Source organism: Paenibacillus jamilae (assembly GCF_050482105.1).
Classification (GTDB): domain Bacteria; phylum Bacillota; class Bacilli; order Paenibacillales; family Paenibacillaceae; genus Paenibacillus; species Paenibacillus jamilae_B.
Genome location: NZ_JBCNHI010000005.1, coordinates 99,224 through 122,889 on the forward strand (window position 1 = coordinate 99,224; position 23,666 = coordinate 122,889).

General features: G+C 45.6%; 22 protein-coding genes and 1 other RNA gene. 20 read left to right on the plus strand and 3 right to left on the minus strand.

The window, feature by feature from the left end; translation table 11 throughout:
* The first annotated feature begins 87 nt into the window (after positions 1 to 87).
* The 8 genes from ABEW32_RS04205 to rnpB all read left to right on the plus strand — a co-directional run bounded on the left by ABEW32_RS04205 (position 88) and on the right by rnpB (position 7,491).
* Positions 88 to 564: a YaiI/YqxD family protein gene (locus tag ABEW32_RS04205; protein ID WP_430184984.1), complete on the plus strand. Its 477-nt coding sequence runs from the start codon at positions 88 to 90 to the stop codon at positions 562 to 564.
* Complete coding sequence (gene dnaG / locus ABEW32_RS04210) at positions 557 to 2,431, plus strand: DNA primase (protein ID WP_430184986.1); 1,875 nt, start codon at positions 557 to 559, stop codon at positions 2,429 to 2,431. The genes ABEW32_RS04205 and dnaG overlap by 8 nt, the downstream gene beginning before the upstream one ends.
* Before the next feature lie 42 nt (positions 2,432 to 2,473).
* The gene (gene rpoD / locus ABEW32_RS04215; RefSeq protein WP_007431230.1) at positions 2,474 to 3,607 is read left to right on the plus strand and encodes an RNA polymerase sigma factor RpoD; all 1,134 of its coding nucleotides are present in this window, start codon (positions 2,474 to 2,476) and stop codon (positions 3,605 to 3,607) included.
* 87 nt (positions 3,608 to 3,694) lie between these two features.
* Positions 3,695 to 4,534: a hypothetical protein gene (locus tag ABEW32_RS04220; protein ID WP_430184988.1), complete on the plus strand. Its 840-nt coding sequence runs from the start codon at positions 3,695 to 3,697 to the stop codon at positions 4,532 to 4,534.
* Positions 4,531 to 5,292 carry a tRNA (adenine(22)-N(1))-methyltransferase gene (locus ABEW32_RS04225; RefSeq protein WP_430184990.1) on the plus strand — a complete coding sequence of 254 codons (762 nt, stop codon included), beginning with the start codon at positions 4,531 to 4,533 and terminating at the stop codon, positions 5,290 to 5,292. Before ABEW32_RS04220 ends, ABEW32_RS04225 begins: the two co-directional genes overlap by 4 nt.
* Entirely contained in the window at positions 5,268 to 6,383 is a 1,116-nt protein-coding gene (locus ABEW32_RS04230; protein ID WP_430184992.1) for a Nif3-like dinuclear metal center hexameric protein, read from the plus strand. Before ABEW32_RS04225 ends, ABEW32_RS04230 begins: the two co-directional genes overlap by 25 nt.
* Before the next feature lie 62 nt (positions 6,384 to 6,445).
* On the plus strand, positions 6,446 to 7,012 hold the full coding sequence (locus ABEW32_RS04235; protein WP_430184994.1) for a flavin reductase family protein: 567 nt from the start codon (positions 6,446 to 6,448) through the stop codon (positions 7,010 to 7,012).
* Positions 7,013 to 7,091: 79 nt separating this feature from the next.
* Positions 7,092 to 7,491, plus strand: an RNA gene (gene rnpB / locus ABEW32_RS04240) — RNase P RNA component class A.
* Between the two features lie 282 nt (positions 7,492 to 7,773).
* Here rnpB and ABEW32_RS04245 read toward each other — a convergent pair.
* A complete protein-coding gene (locus ABEW32_RS04245) occupies positions 7,774 to 8,994 on the minus strand; it encodes an aminotransferase-like domain-containing protein (protein WP_430184996.1) in 1,221 nt (406 codons plus the stop codon).
* A gap of 118 nt (positions 8,995 to 9,112) precedes the next feature.
* Here ABEW32_RS04245 and pdxR point away from each other — a divergent pair, with 118 nt between their 5' ends.
* Positions 9,113 to 10,588: a MocR-like pyridoxine biosynthesis transcription factor PdxR gene (gene pdxR, locus ABEW32_RS04250; protein ID WP_430184998.1), complete on the plus strand. Its 1,476-nt coding sequence runs from the start codon at positions 9,113 to 9,115 to the stop codon at positions 10,586 to 10,588.
* Positions 10,589 to 10,676: 88 nt separating this feature from the next.
* Positions 10,677 to 10,907: a hypothetical protein gene (locus tag ABEW32_RS04255; RefSeq protein WP_430185000.1), complete on the plus strand. Its 231-nt coding sequence runs from the start codon at positions 10,677 to 10,679 to the stop codon at positions 10,905 to 10,907.
* Positions 10,908 to 10,973: 66 nt separating this feature from the next.
* Here ABEW32_RS04255 and ABEW32_RS04260 read toward each other — a convergent pair whose 3' ends face one another.
* Positions 10,974 to 12,854: a S8 family peptidase gene (locus ABEW32_RS04260; protein WP_430185002.1), complete on the minus strand. Its 1,881-nt coding sequence runs from the start codon at positions 12,852 to 12,854 to the stop codon at positions 10,974 to 10,976.
* A 186-nt stretch (positions 12,855 to 13,040) separates the two neighbouring features.
* Between ABEW32_RS04260 and ABEW32_RS04265 the strand changes: the two genes are divergently transcribed.
* From ABEW32_RS04265 to thiI, 6 genes are all read left to right on the plus strand, one after another.
* Positions 13,041 to 13,547 (plus strand): YpuI family protein, encoded by a 507-nt coding sequence (locus tag ABEW32_RS04265; RefSeq protein ID WP_430185004.1) that lies wholly within the window; start codon positions 13,041 to 13,043, stop codon positions 13,545 to 13,547.
* A gap of 188 nt (positions 13,548 to 13,735) precedes the next feature.
* Positions 13,736 to 13,963 carry a DUF1540 domain-containing protein gene (locus ABEW32_RS04270; protein WP_025365350.1) on the plus strand — a complete coding sequence of 76 codons (228 nt, stop codon included), beginning with the start codon at positions 13,736 to 13,738 and terminating at the stop codon, positions 13,961 to 13,963.
* Positions 13,964 to 14,004: 41 nt separating this feature from the next.
* Positions 14,005 to 14,400 (plus strand): hypothetical protein, encoded by a 396-nt coding sequence (locus ABEW32_RS04275; RefSeq protein ID WP_430185006.1) that lies wholly within the window; start codon positions 14,005 to 14,007, stop codon positions 14,398 to 14,400.
* Positions 14,401 to 14,617: 217 nt separating this feature from the next.
* The gene (locus ABEW32_RS04280) at positions 14,618 to 15,316 is read left to right on the plus strand and encodes a lytic transglycosylase domain-containing protein (protein ID WP_430185008.1); all 699 of its coding nucleotides are present in this window, start codon (positions 14,618 to 14,620) and stop codon (positions 15,314 to 15,316) included.
* A gap of 155 nt (positions 15,317 to 15,471) precedes the next feature.
* On the plus strand, positions 15,472 to 16,620 hold the full coding sequence (locus ABEW32_RS04285) for a cysteine desulfurase family protein (protein WP_430185010.1): 1,149 nt from the start codon (positions 15,472 to 15,474) through the stop codon (positions 16,618 to 16,620).
* Between the two features lies 1 nt (position 16,621).
* Positions 16,622 to 17,848, plus strand: coding sequence for a tRNA uracil 4-sulfurtransferase ThiI (thiI, locus tag ABEW32_RS04290; protein WP_430185012.1), 1,227 nt, complete (start codon positions 16,622 to 16,624; stop codon positions 17,846 to 17,848).
* Between the two features lie 71 nt (positions 17,849 to 17,919).
* Here thiI and ABEW32_RS04295 read toward each other — a convergent pair whose 3' ends face one another.
* Positions 17,920 to 18,615: a TerC family protein gene (locus ABEW32_RS04295; RefSeq protein ID WP_430185014.1), complete on the minus strand. Its 696-nt coding sequence runs from the start codon at positions 18,613 to 18,615 to the stop codon at positions 17,920 to 17,922.
* A 229-nt stretch (positions 18,616 to 18,844) separates the two neighbouring features.
* Between ABEW32_RS04295 and ABEW32_RS04300 the strand changes: the two genes are divergently transcribed.
* From ABEW32_RS04300 to ABEW32_RS04315, 4 genes are all read left to right on the plus strand, one after another.
* Positions 18,845 to 19,504, plus strand: a complete 660-nt coding sequence (locus ABEW32_RS04300) for a TerC family protein (protein ID WP_430185017.1) — start codon at positions 18,845 to 18,847, stop codon at positions 19,502 to 19,504.
* Positions 19,505 to 19,665: 161 nt separating this feature from the next.
* Positions 19,666 to 20,157, plus strand: a complete 492-nt coding sequence (locus tag ABEW32_RS04305) for a hypothetical protein (RefSeq protein ID WP_430185019.1) — start codon at positions 19,666 to 19,668, stop codon at positions 20,155 to 20,157.
* A gap of 291 nt (positions 20,158 to 20,448) precedes the next feature.
* Positions 20,449 to 22,290 carry a translational GTPase TypA gene (gene typA / locus ABEW32_RS04310; RefSeq protein ID WP_430185022.1) on the plus strand — a complete coding sequence of 614 codons (1,842 nt, stop codon included), beginning with the start codon at positions 20,449 to 20,451 and terminating at the stop codon, positions 22,288 to 22,290.
* A 125-nt stretch (positions 22,291 to 22,415) separates the two neighbouring features.
* Positions 22,416 to 23,477 (plus strand): LCP family protein, encoded by a 1,062-nt coding sequence (locus tag ABEW32_RS04315; RefSeq protein ID WP_430185024.1) that lies wholly within the window; start codon positions 22,416 to 22,418, stop codon positions 23,475 to 23,477.
* Positions 23,478 to 23,666: the final 189 nt, after the last annotated feature.

A 23,666-nucleotide genomic window follows, 5' to 3' on the forward strand; every position in this document is an offset into this window, starting at 1 on the left:
ATGGGTATAAATATACGGAACGGTGTAAGAGTGATCTTGCAGCCGTTCCGTATTTTACTCGAATGCGGATGGAGATGGGGGATGCTCATGGGAGGGTCCGGAAATTTCCCGGATGTACGGATCGTTGTTGACGGGGACGCTTGTCCTGTTAAAAGTGAAATTGCAGAGACAGCTTCCCGTTTTCATATTGACGTTATTATGGTATCTTCGTATGATCATCTCATTCAGGGCGGCAAAGGCGTAAGCGTTGTTAAAGTAGACCGAAGCGACCAGAGTGCCGATCTCTATATTGCCAATCATATCCGCCGCGGAGATATTGTAACTACCAACGATTATGGTCTTGCTGCACTTGCCTTGGCAAAAGGGTGTGAAGTGATGTCTTTTCGCGGAACGATATATCGAAACGATTCGATAGACTTCATGTTGGACCGACGCCACACTTCTGCCAAAGCACGGAAAAGAGGACGCTATGGAAAAGGCCCTAAACCGTTTACATTAGAGGATCGTGAAGTTTTTCAACATAAACTGACAAAACTTTTACTTCGCTTGCAGGAGAATGAATAACGGTATCGAATTATATTTACGTGCTAAAGAGATGAAGGTGGTTAATATGAGTGCCGGACAAGGTAACATACCGGATAATATCATCGAGTCGGTTTTACAACATCATGATATTGTAGATACGGTAAGCAAGTACGTGCATTTGACCAAGCAGGGGAAATATATGAAAGGCCTCTGTCCTTTTCATTCCGAAAAAACCCCTTCATTCACCGTGACACCGGATCGTCAGATTTTTTACTGCTACGGCTGCGGCGCGGGAGGCAATGCCATCAAGTTTATGATGGAAATCGAAGGACTATCCTTTCCCGAAGCTGTCAGGACAATGGCAGAAGAAAGTCATATTCCGCTCGGCGAATGGCAGGGACGTGATTCATCGCATCAGCACCCTGAGTTGGACAGGCTGTTGCAAGCGTATGAACTAACTTCTAAGATGTACCATTTTTTGCTTAAAAATACGGAGCACGGCAAGCCAGCCATGGAATATTTGCGTTCACGGGGATTCAGTGACAAGATCATTGACCAATTCCAAATTGGCTATGCACCCAATCGATGGGATACGATCGTTCAGTTTCTAGAGAAGCGTGCTTTTGATCCTGTCGAGATGGAAAAGGGAGGGCTCATTTCTCCCCGGCATGAAGGAGATGGGTATGTAGATCGATTCAGAGATCGCATCATGTTCCCCATTTGGAATCGAAACGGAAAAGTTATTGCCTTTGCAGGCCGTATACTTGGCGAGGGGCAGCCGAAGTATTTGAACTCACCAGAGACCAAGCTATTTAACAAGAGTCGAACGCTGTACAATCTCCATCATGCTAAAACCTCAATTCGCAAGCTTCGTCAAAGTGTTCTCTTTGAAGGCTATGGCGATGTCATCTCGGCATGGGAAGCTGGCGTACAAAATGGAGTGGCCGCCATGGGGACAGCTCTAACGGAGCATCATGCTACGATGTTAAAGGGACTGTGCGACGAGGTTATTATTTGTTATGATGGTGACCGTGCAGGACAAGCGGCAGCGCTTAAAAATTTTCCACTGTTGGAAAATGCGGGACTTCACGTGAAAGTAGCGCTGGTCAGTGACGGTATGGACCCGGATGATTTTATCCGGCAATACGGAGCCGAACGATTCCAGCGTCAAATTATTGAAAGTGCTGTTTCAACGGTGAAATTTAAGCTTATATATCTGAAAAAAAACCATATACTGCAAGAGGAAGAAGGAAGAATCGCGTATTCCCGCGAAGCATTAAATGTCATTGCACCTCTGTCATCCCCGACTGAGCGGGAAGTGTATCTGCGCGAAGTATCTGCCGAGGTCAAGGTGGATTTTGAAACCTTAAAGCAAGAATGCAATTTACTCCGCCAAACCCTGCAAAAAAAACAGAACTTTGGGGATAATAACGAAAATGGGTGGAATAATGGTAGGCATAAAAAAGGGCAGGTCTCTACGCCCAATCTGTTGCCGGCTTACCATGTAGCTGAACGCAGGCTGCTTCACTGGATGATGCAGGATTTAGAAGCTGCAGAGTATGTAGAAAAGCATCTGGGGGACGCCTTTAATATTGAGGATCATGCAGCAATTGCTGCTTATCTATATGCCTATTACGCGCAAGGGAAGTTACCGGATACAAGCCGTTTTATTTCATCTTTGCAAGACGACCGACTGGAGAAGAACGTAAGTTCGATCATGATGATGGATGCTCCAGGCGTATGGGCACCGCACATTTTGGATGATTACATTCGTCAGGTGCGAAAATTTCCATTGCAGGAGCAACTGGATTTGAAGAGAGAAGAAATGAGAACCGCTGAGCGCTCAGGTGATTTTTTACGCGCAGCACAAATTGCAAGTGAGATTATAGCCCTAGAGAGACAATGAACACACAGAGGTCGGATGTTTCTAGGAGGAGGGAGTCGAAAGATGGCGAATGATCAGCATACTGAACTGGAGACGGAATTAACACTGGATCAGGTCAAAGATCAACTGATTGAGTTAGGTAAAAAAAGTTCCTCTCTGAACTACAAAGATATCATGGAAAAACTGTCGCCGTTTGATCAGGACCCCGAGCAAATGGATGAGTTTTATGAGCAGCTAGGTGACTTGGGGATTGAGGTTGTGAATGACAACGACGAAGAAGTTACCAGATTGCGTCAAAATGACGACCCGGAAAACAATGACGGGGACGATTTTAATTTCGATGACGATCTGAGCCTGCCTCCCGGCATTAAAATTAATGATCCAGTCCGGATGTACTTGAAGGAAATCGGTCGTGTACCGCTGCTTTCTGCTGATGATGAGGTGGAGCTTGCCAAACGGATCAATAACGGCGATGAAGAAGCTAAGCGTCGGTTGGCTGAAGCAAACTTGCGTCTGGTTGTAAGTATTGCCAAACGTTATGTAGGTCGAGGAATGCTTTTCCTGGATTTGATTCAAGAAGGTAATATGGGTTTGATTAAGGCAGTAGAAAAATTTGATTACGAAAAAGGTTTTAAATTCAGTACGTATGCAACCTGGTGGATTCGTCAGGCCATTACGCGTGCAATTGCCGATCAGGCGAGAACGATCCGTATTCCGGTGCATATGGTGGAAACGATCAACAAGCTGATCCGCGTATCGCGTCAACTGTTGCAAGAGCTGGGGCGCGAACCTACGCCGGAAGAAGTCGCTGCTGAGATGGAACTGAGCGTGGAAAAAGTACGGGAAATCATGAAAATTGCCCAAGAACCGGTTTCATTGGAAACACCAATTGGTGAAGAGGATGACTCACATCTGGGGGATTTCATTGAGGACCAGGAAGCATTGGCGCCTGCAGATGCAGCTGCCTATGAACTTCTGAAGGAACAACTCGAGGATGTACTGGATACGTTGACCGAACGGGAAGAGAATGTTTTGCGTCTCCGTTTTGGTTTGGACGACGGAAGAACCAGAACTCTTGAAGAAGTGGGTAAAGTGTTCGGTGTTACACGTGAACGTATTCGTCAGATTGAGGCCAAAGCGCTACGTAAGTTGCGCCATCCAAGCCGCAGTAAGCGACTGAAGGATTTCCTCGAATAGTAGCGTAACATTGCGGACCTTCTGCGGCTTGAAGCACGCAGAAGGTCTTTTTTTATCTCATGGCAGCCTTGGTGGAGGGGAAGAAGCTTGGACCAGGAGAAAAAACGGACAATACTGTTACATGAAATTGAGCATTGGCGGCAAAGTCGGCTGCTCCCTGAGCAATATTGCGATTTTCTGTCCAACCTGTATCGGAAGGATGAAAATCCGGCACAAAGTCAGAACCGTAACAACACTGGGCTGCTTACATATCTTAGACACGGGCATGGAATGGCCTGGCTTCTTGGTTTTGTCATTATTTCCTGCATTTGTTTGATCGGTTTTTATTTTACCGCTTTTCCGTTGCCAATGCAAATATGCTTGGCAAGTGCAATTTCTGCGATTTGCTATGGGATGGCTGCGGTTTGGCGGTCTTCCGCAAAGAGTCTGAGCGCAATGTTGAGCACTTTAGGCAGTGCGATTATGCTGGGCTCAGGTGTATGGATCATTCAACTTCATCAAGGTGAAGCTAAGGTTTGGTATTTAGTACTTGTAGGCCTATGCGGTTTGGTATGGTGTCTTGTGGGATTAACTTTGCGCATCAGCTTGCTTCATTACTGTGGACTTGCTGGGCTGCTCTTAGTGTATGCGGTTCTTGTGGGCCGCTATTGGCCTGCAGCTACTTTAGCAATGCTTGAGGTATTTTGGATTTTACACGCAGCATTGTTGGTTGGGTTAAGCTGGTGGGTGCATCGCCGCTTTCCGCGTCTTGCATTGGTTTATTTTGCTATAGGTATGACCCTAGTGTTTATGGCGGAAGCAGACACGATCGTCCTACGCCATCAAGCAGCAGGGGAAGTAATGTTTTATTGCATATTGAAGTTGGCTTTTGTTGTAGGGATTTTATTTTGGACTCGAAAAAAATGGATTACGTGGGTGACGTTATGAAACTTTCTCAGCGATTACAGTATATTTTGGAACAAATTCCTGCCGGTAGCAGACTTGCTGATATTGGCTCAGATCACGGACTACTTCCTGTGGCTGCAGTGCGCTGTGGCAGGGTACCGCAGGCCGTGGCGGGTGAGGTCAACGATGGACCGATGCGTGCGGCTCAAAAACAGGTGGCTGAAGCAGGCCTTTCGGATCGCATTGCGGTTAGGAAAGGGGATGGCTTGGCTGTAATTAAGGCCAATGAGGTAGATGTTATTACGATAGCTGGCATGGGAGGTGCCTTGATTGCTTCCATTTTGGATCAAGGAAAAGACAAGCTTGTTTCAGTGAAACAGCTCGTTTTACAGCCCAATGTGGGTGAGGATATTTTACGGCGTTGGCTAATCAAGCATCAATGGGTACTAACCAATGAACATATCATGGAAGAAGACGGTAAAATATATGAAGTTTTAACGGCAGTACCTGCTTCGGAAAGCTCACTAAAACAGGATGAGCTGTATCGAGCATGGGGACTTTCTGGTAGCTCGCTGGTACTGACAGAGGAATTGTTAGTGCAACTCGGACCGTTGTTGGTCAAAGCGCCGAATGAGATCTTTTTTTCGAAATGGCAATTGGAAATTCGCAAGCTTCAGGATGTGCTGGCCCAAGTGGCACGGTCAGATCAGGAATCCGCGCAGCATAAGCAGGAGCAATTGCGTAAGCAAATTGAACAGCTGGAGGAGGTACTTGCATGTTTGCCAAAGGACAGACTGTAATTAGCTATATGGAGCAGCTGGCTCCGAAATATTTGGCAGTTCCAGACGATAGAATCGGGCTTCAATTGGGTAGCTTGCAAAAGGAAATCAAAAGCATATTAGTGGCCCTGGATGTCAATGATGAGGTTGTCGAAGAGGCGATTCGCGTAAAAGCTGACCTCATTATTGCGCATCATGCGATTATATTCCGCCCACTTAAAGCTTTGAACACGGATCAGCCTGCAGGCAGATTGTATGAAAAGCTGATTAAGCATGATATTGCTGTCTACATCAGTCATACGAATCTGGATACGGCAGAGGATGGTATGAACGACTGGATGGCAGAAGTACTGGGTATTCAAAGTGAGGGTACACTAGAGGATGTTCACACCGAGCAATTATTCAAGCTTGTGGTTTTCGTACCTAAAACACATCATCAACGTGTACTAGATGCCGTACTGAATGCGGGAGCTGGACATATCGGCAACTACAGCCATTGCAGCTTTAACATTGATGGGTACGGAACTTTCGTGCCGGGTGAAGGGACACAGCCATTTTTGGGTGAGCCGGGTAAAATGGAACGTAGTGAAGAAGTTCGTATAGAGACCATTGTACCGCAGGGTGTACGCAATAAAGTTGTCCAAGCGATGCTGAAGGCCCATCCTTATGAAGAGGTGGCTTATGACCTGTACCCTATGGATTTGAAAGGTCGTACCTTTGGTTTGGGACGGGTGGGTAAGCTCAAGGAAGCCCGCACGTTACGGGAGTTTGTAGATGTGGTGAAAAACGGTCTCAACGTTGAGCATGTGCGTGTGGTGGGAGATTTCGACCGTATGATCAAAAAAGCAGCCGTGCTTGGGGGCTCTGGTAGCCGCTATGTGAATAAGTCCCTTTTTAAAGGGGCAGACGTATTAGTAACAGGGGATATCGACTATCATACAGCGCACGATGCCCTGATGGCAGGTATTGCTATTATTGACCCTGGACATAACGCTGAAAAGATTATGAAGCCTAAAACCGCAGAATGGATGCGCAAACGCTTGGCAGAAGGTCGATACTCAACGGAAGTATATATATCTGAGGTGGATACCGAGCCTTTTCAATTTTTGTAAAACCTTCACATCTATGAGAAAATAGACATGATCTATTATATTTTTTCGTAGGGAGAGGTTGTATGCGAAAATTGATAGCCGACTGTGCGATTCATGCTTATCCGGGCATGGTTGCAGTTGTTACTTCCCGCCATGAGGGAGTAAATAATGTAATGGCCTCAGGCTGGCATACATATATCGGATCATCACCGGGCATGTATGGCATTTCATTGAGGAAGGAAACGTATTCTTATGGACTGATTGAGAAAAGCGGAGGCTTTGGTGTCCAGTTTTTGCCTGCCCACAGATCGGAATGGATTCAGGCCGTAGGAACCTTTAGTGGTAAAGATGTAGATAAATTTCAGCAATTTGGTATTGCATATGAGGACGGAATTTCAGTGGATGTACCTATATTACTGGAAGCTTATCTTGCTTATGAGTGTAAAGTGGTGGACATTCATACTTACGGAGATCATGATTGGATTGTCGGTGAAATACAGCAGACCTACCGGGATGATGAACTATTCCTGGATGAGGACGTTCCTGATTTTAGTAAGCTTTCTATTCCGTTATATGTGGGAAGGTCTGCTTATTACGTGGCAGATGACGCATTACAGAAAAAGGTACATCCGTTTTATTTGAGCAATTAAAGAGTGGTATCTATGATTTACAATATTTTCAGGGTTGTATCATGTGCCTGTTCCCTGTATACTATGTAATGTTGTTCGGAAAGTTTAACAGACAATCGCTGGTGGCGTAAGCCACGAGAGGAAAGTCCGGGCTCCATAGGGCAGGATGCTGGATAACGTCCAGTCAGCGCGAGTTGAAGGATAGTGCCACAGAAATGGACCGCCGATGGCCGCTTGTCGGCACAGGCAAGGATGGAACCGAGGTGTAAGAGACCCCGAGGAACGCTGGTGACTTCGTTCCTGGTAAACCCCATCTGGAGCAAGACCTAATGGGACACAGCTTCTTCGCGAAGCAGCCTTAGCCCGAGGCGTGTCTAGGTTGGTCGCTGGAGCCGGATAGCAATGTTCGGCCTAGATAGATGATTGTCGCTTTTAGTGGGAGGGTAGTTCCCGTCTGTACCACGAATAGCACAGAACCCGGCTTACGGAAAACTTTCCCCACTGCAACACCTTAAAATGTATGAATTTATCATTTATCAATGACCTGTTTGCATGAAACCTTTAATCAAATGTATTTATTAAAAAGGGTGCTTCATATTCCTGTGGGAATCATGACGCACCCTTTTTAATTCACAAACGTTTATACGCAGTCCGTTCATTCATACAATGAAGCCCCCAGCATAGTCAATGGGGGCTTCATTGTATTTATTTATCTTACATCCCCTGACGCAAGAAACTTGCGAGGTTGAGGCATGTAGTCAGTGTAGTGGAGCATTTGCAGCTTAACGTATACTTTTCACTACGTTTTTCTCCATATACAGCTTCAGTGCCCGATCCAATCGGTCCACTGCTTTTGGAAGCAAGGCAGGATCGGTATGTGTAAAGTTGATTCGCATATGGTTGCTGCCACTCAGGTCAGCATAAAAGACTTGTCCAGGCACGAAAGCGACTCCTTCCTGAATCGCGAGCTGCAGCAACTGCTCTGAACGGAAACCTTCAGGTAAGGTAACCCACATAAACATGCCGCCAAGTGCATCATTCCAGGTAATTCCTTCCCATTGGCGTTCTTTCATCAGCGATGTGAGGCGCAGCATACGCGTATGATACTCAGCGGACACAGTACGTATATGTCCTTCCAAATCAAAGAAGTCCAATAACTCATTCAAAGCACGCTGATCAATACTGCTGGAATGCAGATCGGCAGATTGTTTGGCATTCGCGGTTTTAACGACAATGGCTTGATCGGCTACCAACCATCCAGAGCGAACACCTGGAGCGACAGTTTTAGAGAATGTAGATGTGTACATTACATGACCATCGCCACCTAACTGTTGATCAATTGAAAATAGGGATGGGAAGTTAAGATTTTCATCAAATTTGAGTCGGCCGTAAGGATCGTCTTCAAAAATTAAAATTCCGTATTTACGGCATAGCTCAACAACGCCTGTTCTGCGTTCCATGCTCCAGACACTTCCTGCTGGGTTCGAGAAAGTGGGGATGACATACACGAATTTTGGCTGGTGCTGTTTAATCTTGGCCTCAAGATCATCTAATTGCATACCGTTAGCGTCTGTATTTACACTTACAATGTTAGCGCCATAGGACTTGAATACCTGAAGAGCTGCCAAATAAGTAGGGGATTCCACCAATACAGTATCCTGCGGATCAAGCAGTACACGTGAAACTAGGTCGATGGTCTGCTGCGAGCCTGTTGTCATGAGAATGTTATCTCTGGTAACGGAGATGCCTTGGGATGACATGATTGCTGCAAGACGTTCCCGTAAAGGAATGTATCCCTCGGTAAGGCCGTATTGAAGTGCGGTAGTACCGCCGAGACGGAATACCCGCTCATAGGCTTTAGCAACCGCTTCGACGGGAAAGAAGGCATCGGCCGGAAGGCCACCTGCGAGAGATAATACATCTGTTCCCTGTGTCAGCTTCAAAATGTCCCTTACCATGGACGAGCCCTGAGTACGAGCCATACCCGAAAATTTGTATTCCAATCCAATCATCTCCTGTGTTCTATACTGTGCTAAGAAATTTGTTGTATTATATCGATAATGAAGTATAACAGTAAACGTCTAAATGTAACAGTTGATTTTTTTGGAGGGAAGGGTTCCGATGCATATTGATCTCAGCCGCAACAGCAGTGTCAAATTATATTTACAGATTGCCAAAACATTAGCGGACCGCATTCAGTCAGGGTTACTACCTCAGGGTACCAAGCTTCCCTCTATCCGTCATCTGTCCAATTTGCTTGCGGTGAGTCCTGTAACTGTAAGCAAGGCGTACGCCGAGCTGGAGTCCATGAATTTGGTTACATGTACACAGGGAAAAGGTTGCTATGTGGCGGAGCCGTCTGAACCGGTTCATCGCGAGGGAGCCCAGGATTTGTCTTGGCAGATGTCGCTGATCGATTATTTGCCGCGCGCACAGCTGTGGAGAAACTTTAACCATAGCCGCAAGGCTCCCTATTCTTTTCATATAGCCGCCATACAGCCGGAGCTTCTTCCCACGCGCGAAATCATTGCGGATACTCAACGTTTATCCTCTGAAAATTCCGATGTCATGGCTGCATATGGAACGTTCGAAGGTGATTTAGAACTAAGAGAAGTGTTCGCAGATCATTTGAGTAAACGTGGTATACACACAGTGGCAGAACAACTGCTTGTGACCAGCGGAGCTCAACAGGGGATTGACCTGGTGGCGCGTACGTTTGTTGGTCCGGGAGATGTGGTCTACATGGAAGCTCCTACATATACCGGGGCCATTGATGTGTTCACTAGTCGTGGTGCCAAAGTAATTATGATTCCGATGGACGAGGAGGGGATGCGAATTGATATTTTGACACGTCTCTGTGATACGCATCCCCCAAAATTGATCTATACGATACCTACCTTCCATAACCCTACTGGGATAACTTTAACGATGGCCAGACGTATGCAATTATTGGGTCTAGCTCAAAGTTATCACTGCCTCATTGTTGAGGATGATCCATTTTCCGACCTGTATTACAAAACAAAACCGCCACTCTCTATCAAGGCGCATGATCAGTCAGGACATGTTATCTATATTAAAAGCTTCAGCAAAACTGTTGCTCCCGGCTGCCGCATAGCTTGTGTAGCAGCAACCGGGAGTGTAATGGATCGTTTGGTGGCTGCCAAGTCAACTACGGATTTGGGAAGTCCTCTTTTAACGCAAAAAGCACTGCTACCCTTTATCAGAAATCGGCATGATCAGCATCTTGTCTCATTGCGGGACCATATTCGGGATCGTCTGACAGTTGCATTGAATACCCTCCAGCACTATGCTCCGTCAGAGGTCACCTGGTATGCTCCTGAAGGTGGTCTTAACCTTTGGATTAAACTTCCTTCTATGGTGGACATTTCACAATTGGAGCGACTGGCTGACCGTGAAGGCATATCCTTTTTACCTGGGGCGGTGTGCTATGCAGGTGGGATGGACAGTAATCATATTCGTATTTCTTTTTCTTATGTGGACAAGGAAAACCTTAAATCCGGTCTGCGCAAACTATGTAATTTGTTGGGCGAGATTCTTAATCATTCGGTCATTGTGGAGCGGAAGCCTATTTTATAAGGGATAATTGTATTAGGGGATAAACATCCAAGCATAGCATACGCCTCTCTAATATGCTGTACTAATTCACCGAAAGGAGTTGCACATTATGAGTCATTGCCATTACGACCCGATTGTGTGCCCGCCGATCCAATTTGTAAATCATCAATTTTTCCCACAAGTGGTGCCTGTTGTACATCCGATTGAAATCATCAATCAGGCGCACGTTGTACCAGTACCTCACCACGTATTTCCAGTGGTTGTTAAGGATCCTGGTGATCCATGCTGTCATACTCGTAGTCATGGAAAGCGGCCAGTTCGTACTAGTTCCAAGCGTTAAGAAAACTTAAAAAAGCAGCCATGGATTTACATGGCTGCTTTTTCCAAAAGGGGGTATCTACACTTCCTAGACTTCCAGTTTTTTTAATATGGATTTTAACTTGTCGCTTAGGTGCTGAGGATAGAATTGCAGAGGAACATAGGGACGTTGTGCTGCTTTTAATGCTTTATACACGTCGATTTGGCCATAGCCAAAATATTTGTCATGCCCTGGCGTGCCCAAATCAATGACGTTGTCTCTCATTAAATCCATAACCTCTTTATTGGTTAGATCGGGGTTAATGGATCGAATCAGGGCAGCAAGCGCTGATACATGTGGACTGGCCATTGAAGTGCCCGACAGCGCAGCATATTGATTCCCAGGATACGTACTGGCAATACTTGCACCTGGAGCCATGACATCCACATAATCGCCATAGTTAGAGAAGGATGCACGGTGCATAGAAGAATCTGTAGCGGAAACGGCAAATACCTCAGGATAAGCTGCTGGATAGCCAGGGCGTTCTGTATTATCATTGCCTGTGGCTGCAACTAATACAACATCTCTGTCGTACGCATATTTGATTGCGTCATGCAAAAATGAAGCTTGTGCATAATTGCCCAGGCTCAAATTGATAACCTTGGCTCCGTGATCAGTTGCCCAAATAATACCTTCTGCTACCGAGTAAGTCGTACCGGAGCCCGATTGGTCGAGCACCTTCACTGGCAAAACTTTATTGTACCATGTCATGCCAGCGACTCCTTCACCATTGTTTACGAGCGCAGAAATGATACCAGCGACGTGCGTTCCGTGACCGACGTCATCATAAGGCTTTTCAGACGGTTTTACTACGTTATGTCCCGGAAGAATCTGACCCTTCAGGTCGGGATGATCCATATCGACACCTGTGTCTACGACAGCAACAACTACGTTCTTGCTGCCTTTGCTTAATTTCCAACCTTTGTTAGTTTCGGTGGCAGGGAGATTCCATTGATAGCGAGAAAAGAGCAGATCATTTGGAATAGAGCTGTCCGCTTTGATAGGCGCTTTCTCATTGGTCAGATACATGTAATGAGGCTCAGCATAAAGTGGGTTCCACTTTTGTGAAAAGTATTGTTTTAGCTCTTTAAAGTTCATTTTGTCTGAATGGAATACATAAGTATAACCAAGCTTGCGGCCAGGCTCACAGTGCAAATCTGCTGCAATCTCCTGCAATTGTCGTGAATCAGGATTGTGGCGGAAGCGAACGACAATTTCGTTTTCAAAATAGTGGCTTGCATTTTCATTGTCATGGCCTGTCTTAACGCTAATGTCATGCAATGTGTCGGGATGTACGGATTCGATTTTGTAGCTTCCTTCTTTTGGATATGGAATCAAACGCAAATTTTTACGCTGATGCTTCTCCACGTCCCTTAATACTTGCTGACTGACTATGGCAGCAACACCGCATGTCCCATCAGCTGATGGTTCAGCCATAACAAAATATTTGCCGCCCTCCACCTGAAAAGCAGCGGATTCATAGGACTTGTTTTGCATGACGGAACGACGAGCCGCGGCCAAGCTGCTTTGGATTTGAGGATGGCTCAGCAAACGGGTCTGTGCTTTGCTTCCAGTATACGTGCTAGTCTTCCCGTTCCTAGTGTGAATCCACTGGAGCGTATGAAGATGACTGTGTGACTGCTGCAATGTGTGGGTAAACCGTCTTTTCTGATCGGCAGATTTACCATTAAGCTCCCGCATTACGTATTGAATATCCTGCCTTGCGTCCATCCGTGTGAGGGTATCCGTAACGGACAGATCTGAAGCCAACATTCCTTTTTTGAGCTGCTTTTCTTGCTGAGGCACCATTTTGGTCGTATATTCGGGCTGCGGTGTGTGGCGGTGATCACGGGAAGGCAGCATCAGTGTGATGAGAAGCACCCCGGCAGCTGCTCCGAGCAGGGGTTTTAGCCATTTTTGCCGAGACATGGAACCGTCCTCCTTGAGTATTCATAAATTTATGGTTTAGCGTGAGGAGGTTGGCATGTTTTTATACCTTTCAATGCTTATTTGTGGTAGGATAAATACTGAAAATTACAGCTCTTTCGGTTAGAAGGGACTATTTTCGGGTAACCAAATTGATGAACAAGCAACAAATAAGGGGGAGCTGCCTTGATGTCAGCAGTCAACGTACAAAAATTATGTGAGTCGGCGCAGGAGAGATTGAAAACTGTTGTGAAACGTGTGGAAACATTCCTCAATGAGCATGCTCTGCCACAACTGGCTGTAGATGGCAATGAGGAGTCCGTACTTTTTTACAAAGGTTTTTTGTCGGATCTCCGCCATGTCCTTGTTTTTTCCGAAGTATCCTATGAAAAGCTTGGCGTGGCTTTGCGCCGTGCCAACTTTGACGTCGATTTTGCGGAAAAGGCATTGTATAACGTATACCATGACTGTGTGAACAGCTTTTTTTATCCCAAAAATGAATCTTACGCAGAGGACGGACGCTATGCTTATACGGGACAAGATGCTATCCGCTTCCGTAAAACGCCAGTGCCAGCCGCACGCGAAGTGATCATGGACATTACAAAAAACTTTGAAGAATTGCGTGATGATCTGACTTATTATGAAAGTGATTATTTGACACAGCGCCGAATGCAGACTCGCCGTACTCATGCCTAAGAGCATCCAATCAAGGAAATCATTTCTAATCAAAAACTAAAACAAGACAAGCAAGCCGTTTTCTATTTGTTTCCTGCCAGTTTGGAGGAGGCCAAGGAAAGCGGCTTTTTCGTATGTCACCAACTGCCAAACGCGATGAACGCATAGGTGCAGGGGTGCGGGGGGACAATGAATCCGAGGTGATGATCATGAGCCAAGAGGCCAAGCCAATCGTAAAATGCAGCGTAGCTAACTGCCATTATTGGGGAGAAAACAACTTTTGCAAGGCAGATTTGATCATGATTGAAGTAGATGGTCATGCTGGGAAGAAATTTAAAGAAGAATATGCAGGGGAAAGCTTTAGTTCAGAAGAACGTGATAAAGCTGCAACGTCTGCCGCAACCTGTTGCCACACATTTAAGCCGAAGTCTCTGTAAATTTATAATGCGATTCATTTCCATTTGGAGGTGCAGTAATTATGGAAGATCATGAAAACGACAAGCATAAAAATGAAGAGCCTGTTAGCCGTGAACGTGTAGATTATCCCCGTCATATTCAAGAACGCTCTGCCAAGCGCCGCCATCATCGTGAGGAATATGCAGCAGAGGTTGCTCCTGGCTCGCCAGCTGTGACTCGACATGAGAACAAGGGTGATGAGCAGGTTATTAACAATAGTGGGCGGATTTCCGGCTATATTGGGTTGGCTGCTGGTATCGCCTCATTGTTTATGTGGTCTATTGTGCTGGGACCTATTGCGGCAGTTTTAGGTTTTTTTGCTTATGTGAATGGCAGTAAAACAACTGGCATTTGGTCGATTGGACTTGGCGCATTGGCAACCTTGAGTTATTTTGCTTTTATCCCGTTTGTGCGCTAACGCTGTTAGTAAAGGTTCCTTTCATCTTTTGCATATCAGTAAGGAATCATCTTAGTGACATAGGCATTTAGTGAATTTCTATAGCTCCGCTGTCTTTTCGACAGAAACGGAGCTTTTTTTCATTAAAAAGTATGGAAGTACATAGTAAAAAGTTGTATCATAGCAATAACGACAAGCTATTTGGGATATAACAACTATAGAAAGTTGGGAACACCACATGCAAATTGATCCGCGCGTGTCCAAATCTATGTTAGACATGCAGCTGTTAAATAATATGAGTGCTACGACCCAAACAGGTTCAGCGGATGCTTTTTCCGGATTGCTGGAGCAAGTAGGTCAACTGGAAACGGATGATGCTGTATCTCGGGAAGATTCAGGCGATGTTACCAGAGATGAAAATGGCCTGCTCTGGCTTCAATTAGGGCCTTCGAAGGGAACGGCTTCGCCACTGGCAGTCTATCCTGCTTCTTCCCATACGGCAACGGACGGACCTACAAAAGCAACAGCGTATGATAGTTTGATTAATGAGGCTAGTCAGAAATACGGCGTTCCGGTAGCTTTGATTAAAGCTGTTATTGATACGGAATCCTCATTTAATCCATCGGTTACTTCTTCGGCCGGAGCCAAAGGACTTATGCAGTTGATGGATGCTACAGCTCAAGGTCTGGGAGTTAGTGACCCCTATGATCCTGCACAAAATATTGATGCAGGCGTACGTTATTTGTCTTACCAGATTAAACGTTTTAACGGACAGGAAAATATGGCACTGGCTGCATACAATGCAGGTCCCGGACGGGTGCAACGGCTTGGTGTAAGTAGTGATGAGCAGTTAATGTCTGTACTGGACAAGCTTCCGGTAGAAACGCAAAAATATATTACCAAAATTCAGAATGCACGTGAAAAATATACCATCTAAGCCCTATAGCTTATAACAGAAAAGTGCGTAATTTCAATTTGATTAGGTCCGCAGACAGGATCAATATGGGGAAAGGGTGTCGCTGTAACGAAGCGGCCTTTCCCTGTTTTGGTCTTTTTTTGTTGTAGCAGTTGTGGGGCAGAAAGGGGAGTTTAATGAAATATTTTGATTATGCCGCGACAACTCCGCCTTTTGAAGAGGTAATTACAACCATTGCCGAGGTCATGAGACGCCATTATGGCAATCCGTCTTCCATGCATCGATATGGAGAGGATGCGGAAAAGTTGATCAAGCGCTCGCGTGAAGTGTGTGCTGCAGCTCTAGGAGTATCCCCCTCGGAGATTGTCTTCACATCCGGCGCGACGGAAAGCAACAATCTCGCTGTTAAGGGAGCCGCTTTGCAGTATCAGGCCAGAGGCAAACATATCGTTACTGTATCGACAGAGCACCCGTCTGTGTATGAAGCTTGCAAACAGTTAACAAATTTGGGTTTTGAGGTTACTTTTTTACCTGTGGATGAGGAAGGTCATGTGAGTCCCGAACAGGTATGTGCAGCTGTTCGCAAAGATACGATTTTAGTTAGTATCATGCATGTCAATAATGAAACGGGAAGGGTGCAGCCATTGCATGAGATCGGAGTTGCGCTGAAGCAACAGTTTCCCCGTGTCCTATTTCATATTGACGGTGTACAGGGGTTTGGAAAGCTGGCGGTCGATATCCGGGGCTGGCAAGCTGATCTGTACAGCCTCTCGGCGCATAAGCTGCGTGGACCCAAAGGTGCAGGATTACTATTCGTTCGGGAGGGTGTAGAGCTTTTCCCATTGCTTAGTGGTGGCTCTCAGGAGCAAGGGGTTCGTGCGGGTACCGAAAATGTACCACTGCTTGTCGGTATGTCCAAGGCGGTACGGCTGGCGGGCGAACGACAAGCAGAGACAGAACGGCGCATGATCGAGTGGAGAGAACGAGTGGCCTCAGAAGTGAAAGCAATCCCGCAACTGCGGCTGAACAGCGGGACAGAAGCGCCGCATATTGTCCACTTTTCGTATCCAGGTATGAAGGCCGAGGTACTGCTGCATACGCTGGAGCAATTGGGTGTGGCAGTGTCCACCAAATCGGCGTGCTCTTCAAAATTAGCGGAGCCTAGCCGGGTGCTTCTGGCGATGGGCCGAAATGAGGCCGAAGCGTCGGGCGGTATTCGTATCAGCTTTGGCGATGAACATACGGAAGAGGATATCGATGAGCTCATACTCGCACTTCGACAGGCTGTAGCCAAGCTGGAATCCCTTGAAAGGTGGAAACGTTAAAATGCACTATGATATGCTGTTACTTCGCTTCGGGGAATTTACATTAAAAGGGAAGAATCGTGCTCGTTTTGAAAAGGCTGTACTAAAACACGTAAAGCTACTGCTTAAGCCGTTTCCAGGTGCTTCGTTGCGTAAGGAATTTGGACGGATTTATGTGGTTCTTGGAGGAGAGCCTTATGAACAAATCATTCAGGTGCTGCAAAAGGTGTTTGGCATCACGACGATCAGTCCTGTTAAAATGGCTCCAGTCGAGCTGGACGCTATCATTGAAACCGCTGTAGCTTTAATGCATGAGCTAAACGTGGACGAGGGAACGACTTTCAAGGTTAATGCCCGTAGAGTCTGGAAGGAATTCCCCCATTCTTCACAAGAGATGAATCATTTAATTGGTTCTCCTCTATTGCGGAAGTTTCCGGCGCTAAAGGTCGATGTGCGTCAACCTGATATTGAGTTGCGTGTGGAGGTAAGAGAACAGGCGGCTTATATTTTTAGTGATGTTATTATGGCTGTAGGGGGCTTTCCGTTAGGAACGAACGGCAAAGCTATGCTACTGCTGTCCGGAGGCATTGACAGTCCGGTGGCAGGGTGGTCATCCATGCGTAGAGGCTTGGAGATCGAATGTGTGCATTTTTATAGCTATCCATTTACAAGTGAGCGTGCGAAAGAAAAGGTTATTGATTTGGCAAAAGTATTAGCAGGCTATGCGGGTCAAATCAAAATCCATCTTGTACCGTTTACCGAGGTGCAGACGGCCTTTACACGCACTGGGCAGGATAATTTGATTATTACGCTAATGAGACGGTCGATGCTGCGAATTGCAACGATGCTGGCAGAGCGGGAAGGAGCACTGGCACTCGTGACAGGCGACAGTCTGGGTCAAGTCGCTAGTCAAACGCTATCCAGCATGAATGTAATTGGTCGTTCAACGGAACTCCCTTTGCTGCGACCTCTTGTCATGATGGACAAGCAGGAGATTACGGAAATCGCCAAGCAAATTGGCACCTATGACTTGTCGATTCTTCCGTTTGAGGATTGCTGTACATTGTTCGTCCCCAAATCTCCCACGACCAATCCGAATTTGTGGGTAGTTCAAAAGATCGAAGCCTCTATTCGGGATTTAAATGCTTTAATCGATCAAGCTGTAGCCACAACGGAGACAATTGTACTTGAGGCAAGCGGAGCTGTCGAGGGGCGTAAAGAAGAAGTTATACAAGAAGATTGGTTTTAAATAAAAAGGCAGACCCGCAACAATGTTGGGGTCTGCCTTTTTTATTTGGCTGGGGTTCTTTTGAAACCCGTTTAGACGGCCTTTTCTCGACGGGATACTGCTCTGCGATTTTGAAGATATCCTGTGAGCAAAATGCCAGCCATAACGGTGGCAATAAACAAGATACGCAGCGCCGGATGCTCCGTAAAGTATGGTGCCAGCTTACGTTCTTCAGTAATCATATTAGAGGCCGTATAACCAAGCACAGCCGAGCCTAAATAGATAATCCAGGGGAATTTATTGATCAGCTTGATAAAAAGAGTGCTCCCCCATACAACGATCGGCACACTGATTAACAAGCCGAGCACTACAAGTAGCAAATGCTGCTGTGCTGCGCCTGCAACGGCAATCACATTGTCCAGACCCATAGCTGCGTCAGCTACAATAATGGTGCGTATAGCACCCCATAGGGTAGTTCCTGCTTTAACTTCGGTATGGTCCTCTTGGTCCACGAGTAACTTATACGCGATCCAAACTAGCATCACACCCCCGATGAGTAACAACCACGGTACTTGAAGCAACCAGAGTACCACAATGGTAGCTGCTATGCGGATGAGCAGGGCTCCACCAGTGCCGTATAGAATTGCTTTTTTTTGCGTTGCAGGAGGCAGCTTTCTGGCGGCAAGTCCAATTACAATCGCATTATCTCCTGCGAGCAGAAGATCAATAAATATCACATTAAGCAGTAGCCAAAAGAACTGAAGTACGGACATGTCAATCGTTCTCATCTCCCTGTCTGGGAATCTGTTGGTGACAACCTCAAAACATTGCATATGATTTATGTTAATACCCGTTTTTCGGAAATACGATTCATTATATTGCTGTTTGCTGTTGAATTCAAGGTTTGTACTCAACAAATTAGACATCAGTTATTACTAAATCATGACTTACTCGAAAAGCCTGCAAGCATAGCCTCGTCCGATTTCGCATACATGTAGGATGGGGGTGTTTGTACATATGGAGCATATCATTTTGCTATTAAAAATATTAATGATTAATTTGGTGCTAAGTGGTGATAATGCAGTTGTTATAGCTATGGCTAGCAAAAACTTGCCTGAAAGACAGCGAAGTCAAGCGATATGGTGGGGGGCGGTCGGCGCGGTTCTTCTGCGCTGTGTGTTGACCTTTGTAGCTGTCATTTTGCTGGGCATACCCTTTATTCAGGCGGCGGGCGGTTTACTTCTGTTATGGATTGCATTTAAGCTGCTTTATGAGAATGATGATCATGTGGGAGTAAGAGCTGAAGCAACCATATGGAAGGCGATCCAGGTAATACTTGTAGCAGATTTTGTAATGAGTCTGGATAACGTATTAGCTATTGCAGCTCTAGCCAATGGGGACATAGCTATTATTGTTATTGGTATTGCAATTAGTATTCCGATTGTCGTCTGGGGCAGCAACGTGATAGCAATCTGGCTTCACCGATTCCCGATCCTTGTTCTGCTCGGATCTGCCATCCTAGCGTTTACGGCAGGAGAAATGCTACTGCGTGATCCCAAATTGGGTATATGGTTAGTAGGCATAGGTGAGGTAATACATGCATGGTTACCGCTCTTGTTGGCCGCAGCAGTTGTCATTGTAGGAATATATCGGCAGCTGCGTGCCCGTCATATTTGAACGTAGTTTTTTTGGAAAACATCGGCTAAACTAGACATAGGGTTCGCAGATGCTGAGGTATATTCTCGGCTTTTGTAAAAACTATGCATTCATACAAGTGTACTTAAAAACCACTTCATTTGATGACCCAAAAACAAATCCAGCAAACAAAGGAGACCACGATGAATTCCGGAAAAGAGCGTATGATCGGAGTAGGCATTGTTGCCGTAGGACTGATTATTTTGTTAGGGAAGTTAGGGACGTTCTCCTTCTTGGGACGAAACCTTTGGCCCTTGCTGATTTTAATACCAGGAATTGTGTTGCATGCAATGTTCATGATGCGCAAAGTACCACCCTTTATGTTGCTGCCAGCAGGGATTTTGTCGGTATACGGCTTCCTCTTTTTTCTATGCAATACTTGGGGATGGCATTTAATGGTCTACTTATGGCCTTTGTTCCTTCTAGGTGTAGCGATTGGATTATGGGAGTATGCCATTAATGATACTTCGCTTTCCCGTAATGTATATACTGGTGGTGTGCTATTAGGCTTGATATCGGTGCTTTTATTGATTATTACCTTGCTAAGCACAGGCATCATGTATATTATTGCCGTTGTGCTAATCGGAGCTGGAGTCTGGTTGGTCGTAAACAACCGTAGCAAACGCAACTGGTAACCGACAAGCTGTCTAGATTTCATGGCGGTAAATTACGGAACAGGCAATAATGTCTTGCTTTATGACATATTTCTACTATAATATAATGGATATGAAAAGAGCGTCGGAATGATTTCTGACGCTTATTTTAAGGTTTTCACGCGAATCGGAGAGAGAAGCTGTCTGTATAAAGCCTGAAACATATAGAAGGCTGGCAGGGAGTGGGCCTAAAGAACGATTGTTAGCCTTGAATGAGCATTGCTTCAGGATAGAGACACTATTTGATATACGGAAAGGATATGGATACAAACCATGCATGCAAGAGAGAACATTCGCAATATTGCGATTATTGCCCACGTCGACCACGGAAAAACGACACTTGTCGATAAGCTGCTTCAACAGTCCGGAACATTTAGAGAACACGAGGCTGTTCAGGAGCGCGCCATGGACTCCAACGATCTGGAACGTGAACGCGGTATTACGATTTTGGCTAAAAATACAGCTATCACTTACAAAGATTACCTGATCAACATTGTAGATACACCGGGACACGCCGACTTTGGTGGTGAAGTGGAACGGATCATGAAAATGGTTGACGGCGTTTTGCTCGTCGTTGATGCTTATGAAGGCTGCATGCCGCAAACGAAATTCGTACTGCGTAAAGCGCTGGAGCAAAATCTGACACCTATCGTTGTAGTTAATAAAATTGACCGTCCGGCAGCTCGTCCGGCAGAAGTCATTGACGAAGTACTGGACCTGTTCATCGAGTTGGGTGCAAATGATGATCAATTAGAATTCCCTGTTGTGTATGCTTCGGCACTGAACGGAACCTCCAGCTTGGATGCTGAAAAGCAAGATGACAACATGCAAGCATTGTACGAAACAGTGGTAGAGCATATTCCCTCTCCAACTGAGAAAGTAGATGAGCCTCTTCAATTCCTCGTAACACTGATGGACTATAACGAATACCTGGGCCGAATCGCAGTAGGTCGGGTGAACCGCGGTATCATCAAGCAAGGACAAGCGGTCACAGTTATCCAACGTGATGGCAGCAGTAAATCAGCACGTATTGAGAAGCTGTTCGGCTTCCAAGGACTGAAACGGATTGAAACCGATCAGGCAGGTGCTGGTGACATTGTGGCGATTGCGGGGATTAAGGACATCAACATTGGTGAAACCATCGCCGATCCAAACCATCCTGAGGCATTGCCTGTACTGAAAATTGATGAGCCTACACTGCAAATGACCTTCTTGGTTAACAACAGTCCATTCGCTGGTCGCGATGGTAAGTGGGTAACATCCCGTAAATTGCGTGAGCGTCTTCTGAAAGAACTCGAAACAGATGTCAGCTTGCGTGTTGATGAAACCGATAGCCCGGATGCCTTTATTGTATCTGGACGTGGTGAATTGCATTTGGGTATCCTGATTGAAAACATGCGTCGTGAAGGTTACGAGCTGCAAGTGTCCAAACCGGAAGTTATCGTCAAAGAAATTGACGGTAAGAAAATGGAGCCAATCGAACGTCTCCTCATTGATATTCCGGAAGAAAGCATGGGCGCAGTTATGGAAAGTCTGGGTTCCCGTAAAGCCGAGATGGTCAACATGGTTAATAACGGTACCGGACAGGTTCGCTTGGAATTCCTGATCCCTGCACGTGGTTTGATCGGTTACACTACAAACTTCCTGACTTTGACTCGTGGTTATGGTGTAATGAACCATGCATTTGACAGCTATGGACCATTTGTTGGCGGTCAAGTGGGTGGACGTCATCAAGGTGTACTCGTATCCACGGAAAACGGTACCTCTACATTTTATGGTATGCTGGGCGTAGAAGACCGCGGTATTTTGTTCTTGGAGCCAGGGACTGAAATTTACGAGGGTATGATCGTTGGTGAACACACGCGTGATAACGACATTGTCGTTAACATCTGTAAAGAGAAACAATTGACAAACGTTCGCTCCGCAACAAAAGATGATACGGTTAAATTGAAAACACCTGTTATCTTCTCTCTGGAGCAGGCACTTGAATACCTGAATGATGATGAGTATTGTGAAATCACTCCTAAATCCATTCGTTTGCGTAAAAAGATCTTGAACAAAGGTGAGCGCGAGCGTGCGGAGAAACAACGTAAGACAGCACAAGCAAATATATAATTAATTGGATTGGTCTTCGGCCACAGCGGCGACGCCCGGAAACGGGATGCGCCGCTGTATGTGTTTTAGGATTGTAAACTTGGAGAAAGCTATATTTCTCAAAACGCAGGAAAAGGTGTTGAAGCATGAGTAATCTTTCGAATGGATTGCCTCCCCGGACACAAAGCGGGAAAAAATCCGCCAAACCGAAAAAAACGAAAAAGAAAAAAAGCTTTTTCAGATCGTTTATGAAGTTTGTCTTATTTCTACTCATTATAGGGATCCTGGCAGCAGGTGGTTATACCTACTATATTTACAATCAGGTAGAGGATGTTTTGGATACTGGAATCAATAAGGAAGTACCCAAAACGCAATTGGCTGAATCTAAGCCTTTGACTATTTTATTGCTTGGAACCGACTATCGCCCTGACCATCCGACTTATTTGTCAGACGTTATTATGGTAGCTACATTAAACCCTAATACAAAGTCGTCTACCATTGTGTCCTTGCCTCGTGATACTCGTCTAGAAATGGATGGATATAAGCCACGCAAGCTGAATGAGTATTATCCGGTATTTAAGGCTAGAGAGAAAGAATCAGGCGAAGTTGCTGAAGAGCAAATGAAGAAGATGATTGGCAAATATTTAAATATTAATATTGATTATGTAACGGTTATTAACTTCCAGGGCTTTAGAGATGTTGTAGATAATCTAGGTGGCGTAGATGTGACGGTTGATAAAAATATGTGTTACCGAGACCGTGCTGATGGCACCGATATTAACCTGACCGCTGGGGCCAAGCATTTGAACGGTGACCAGGCTCTTGATTTTGTTCGCTATCGCAAATCGAATTGTCGTCCAAGAACAGCTGAATCTGACGACTTTGATCGCAATCGTCGACAAAACCAGGTGCTTCATTCCCTGATTGACCAAATGCAATCCTTTAACGCTTTGACCAAGTTTAGTGCAATTATTAAATCGGTTGATAAGAATATGATGACTGATATCGAGTCACAGCAAATGAAAAATATCGTACAAACCTATTGGAATATTTCCAAGCAAAATGTAAAATACAACCCCGTAGCAGGAACGTGGCGTAGCCCTTATGTATACATTGATGAGCAACAGCTCGATTTGGCCAAAAAAGCGCTACAAGAGGAATTAGCCAAAAAAGCAAGCGACAGCACGGAGGCTTCTTCCAATTCCTGAGTATGTATCTTTTTCCCCGCTTATGTTATACTCGCTGCGAGTAAAGCTCTTATATAACATAAGGGGGTTGAGGTATGTCTAAATGTATAGTGAATCCAGTCTAGGTCCAGTGAGCAATCACTGGGCCTTTTGTGTCTATTTTTAAAAAGTACAGGCCTCTGAGACTATCTTCAGCTACACTTTTCGTTG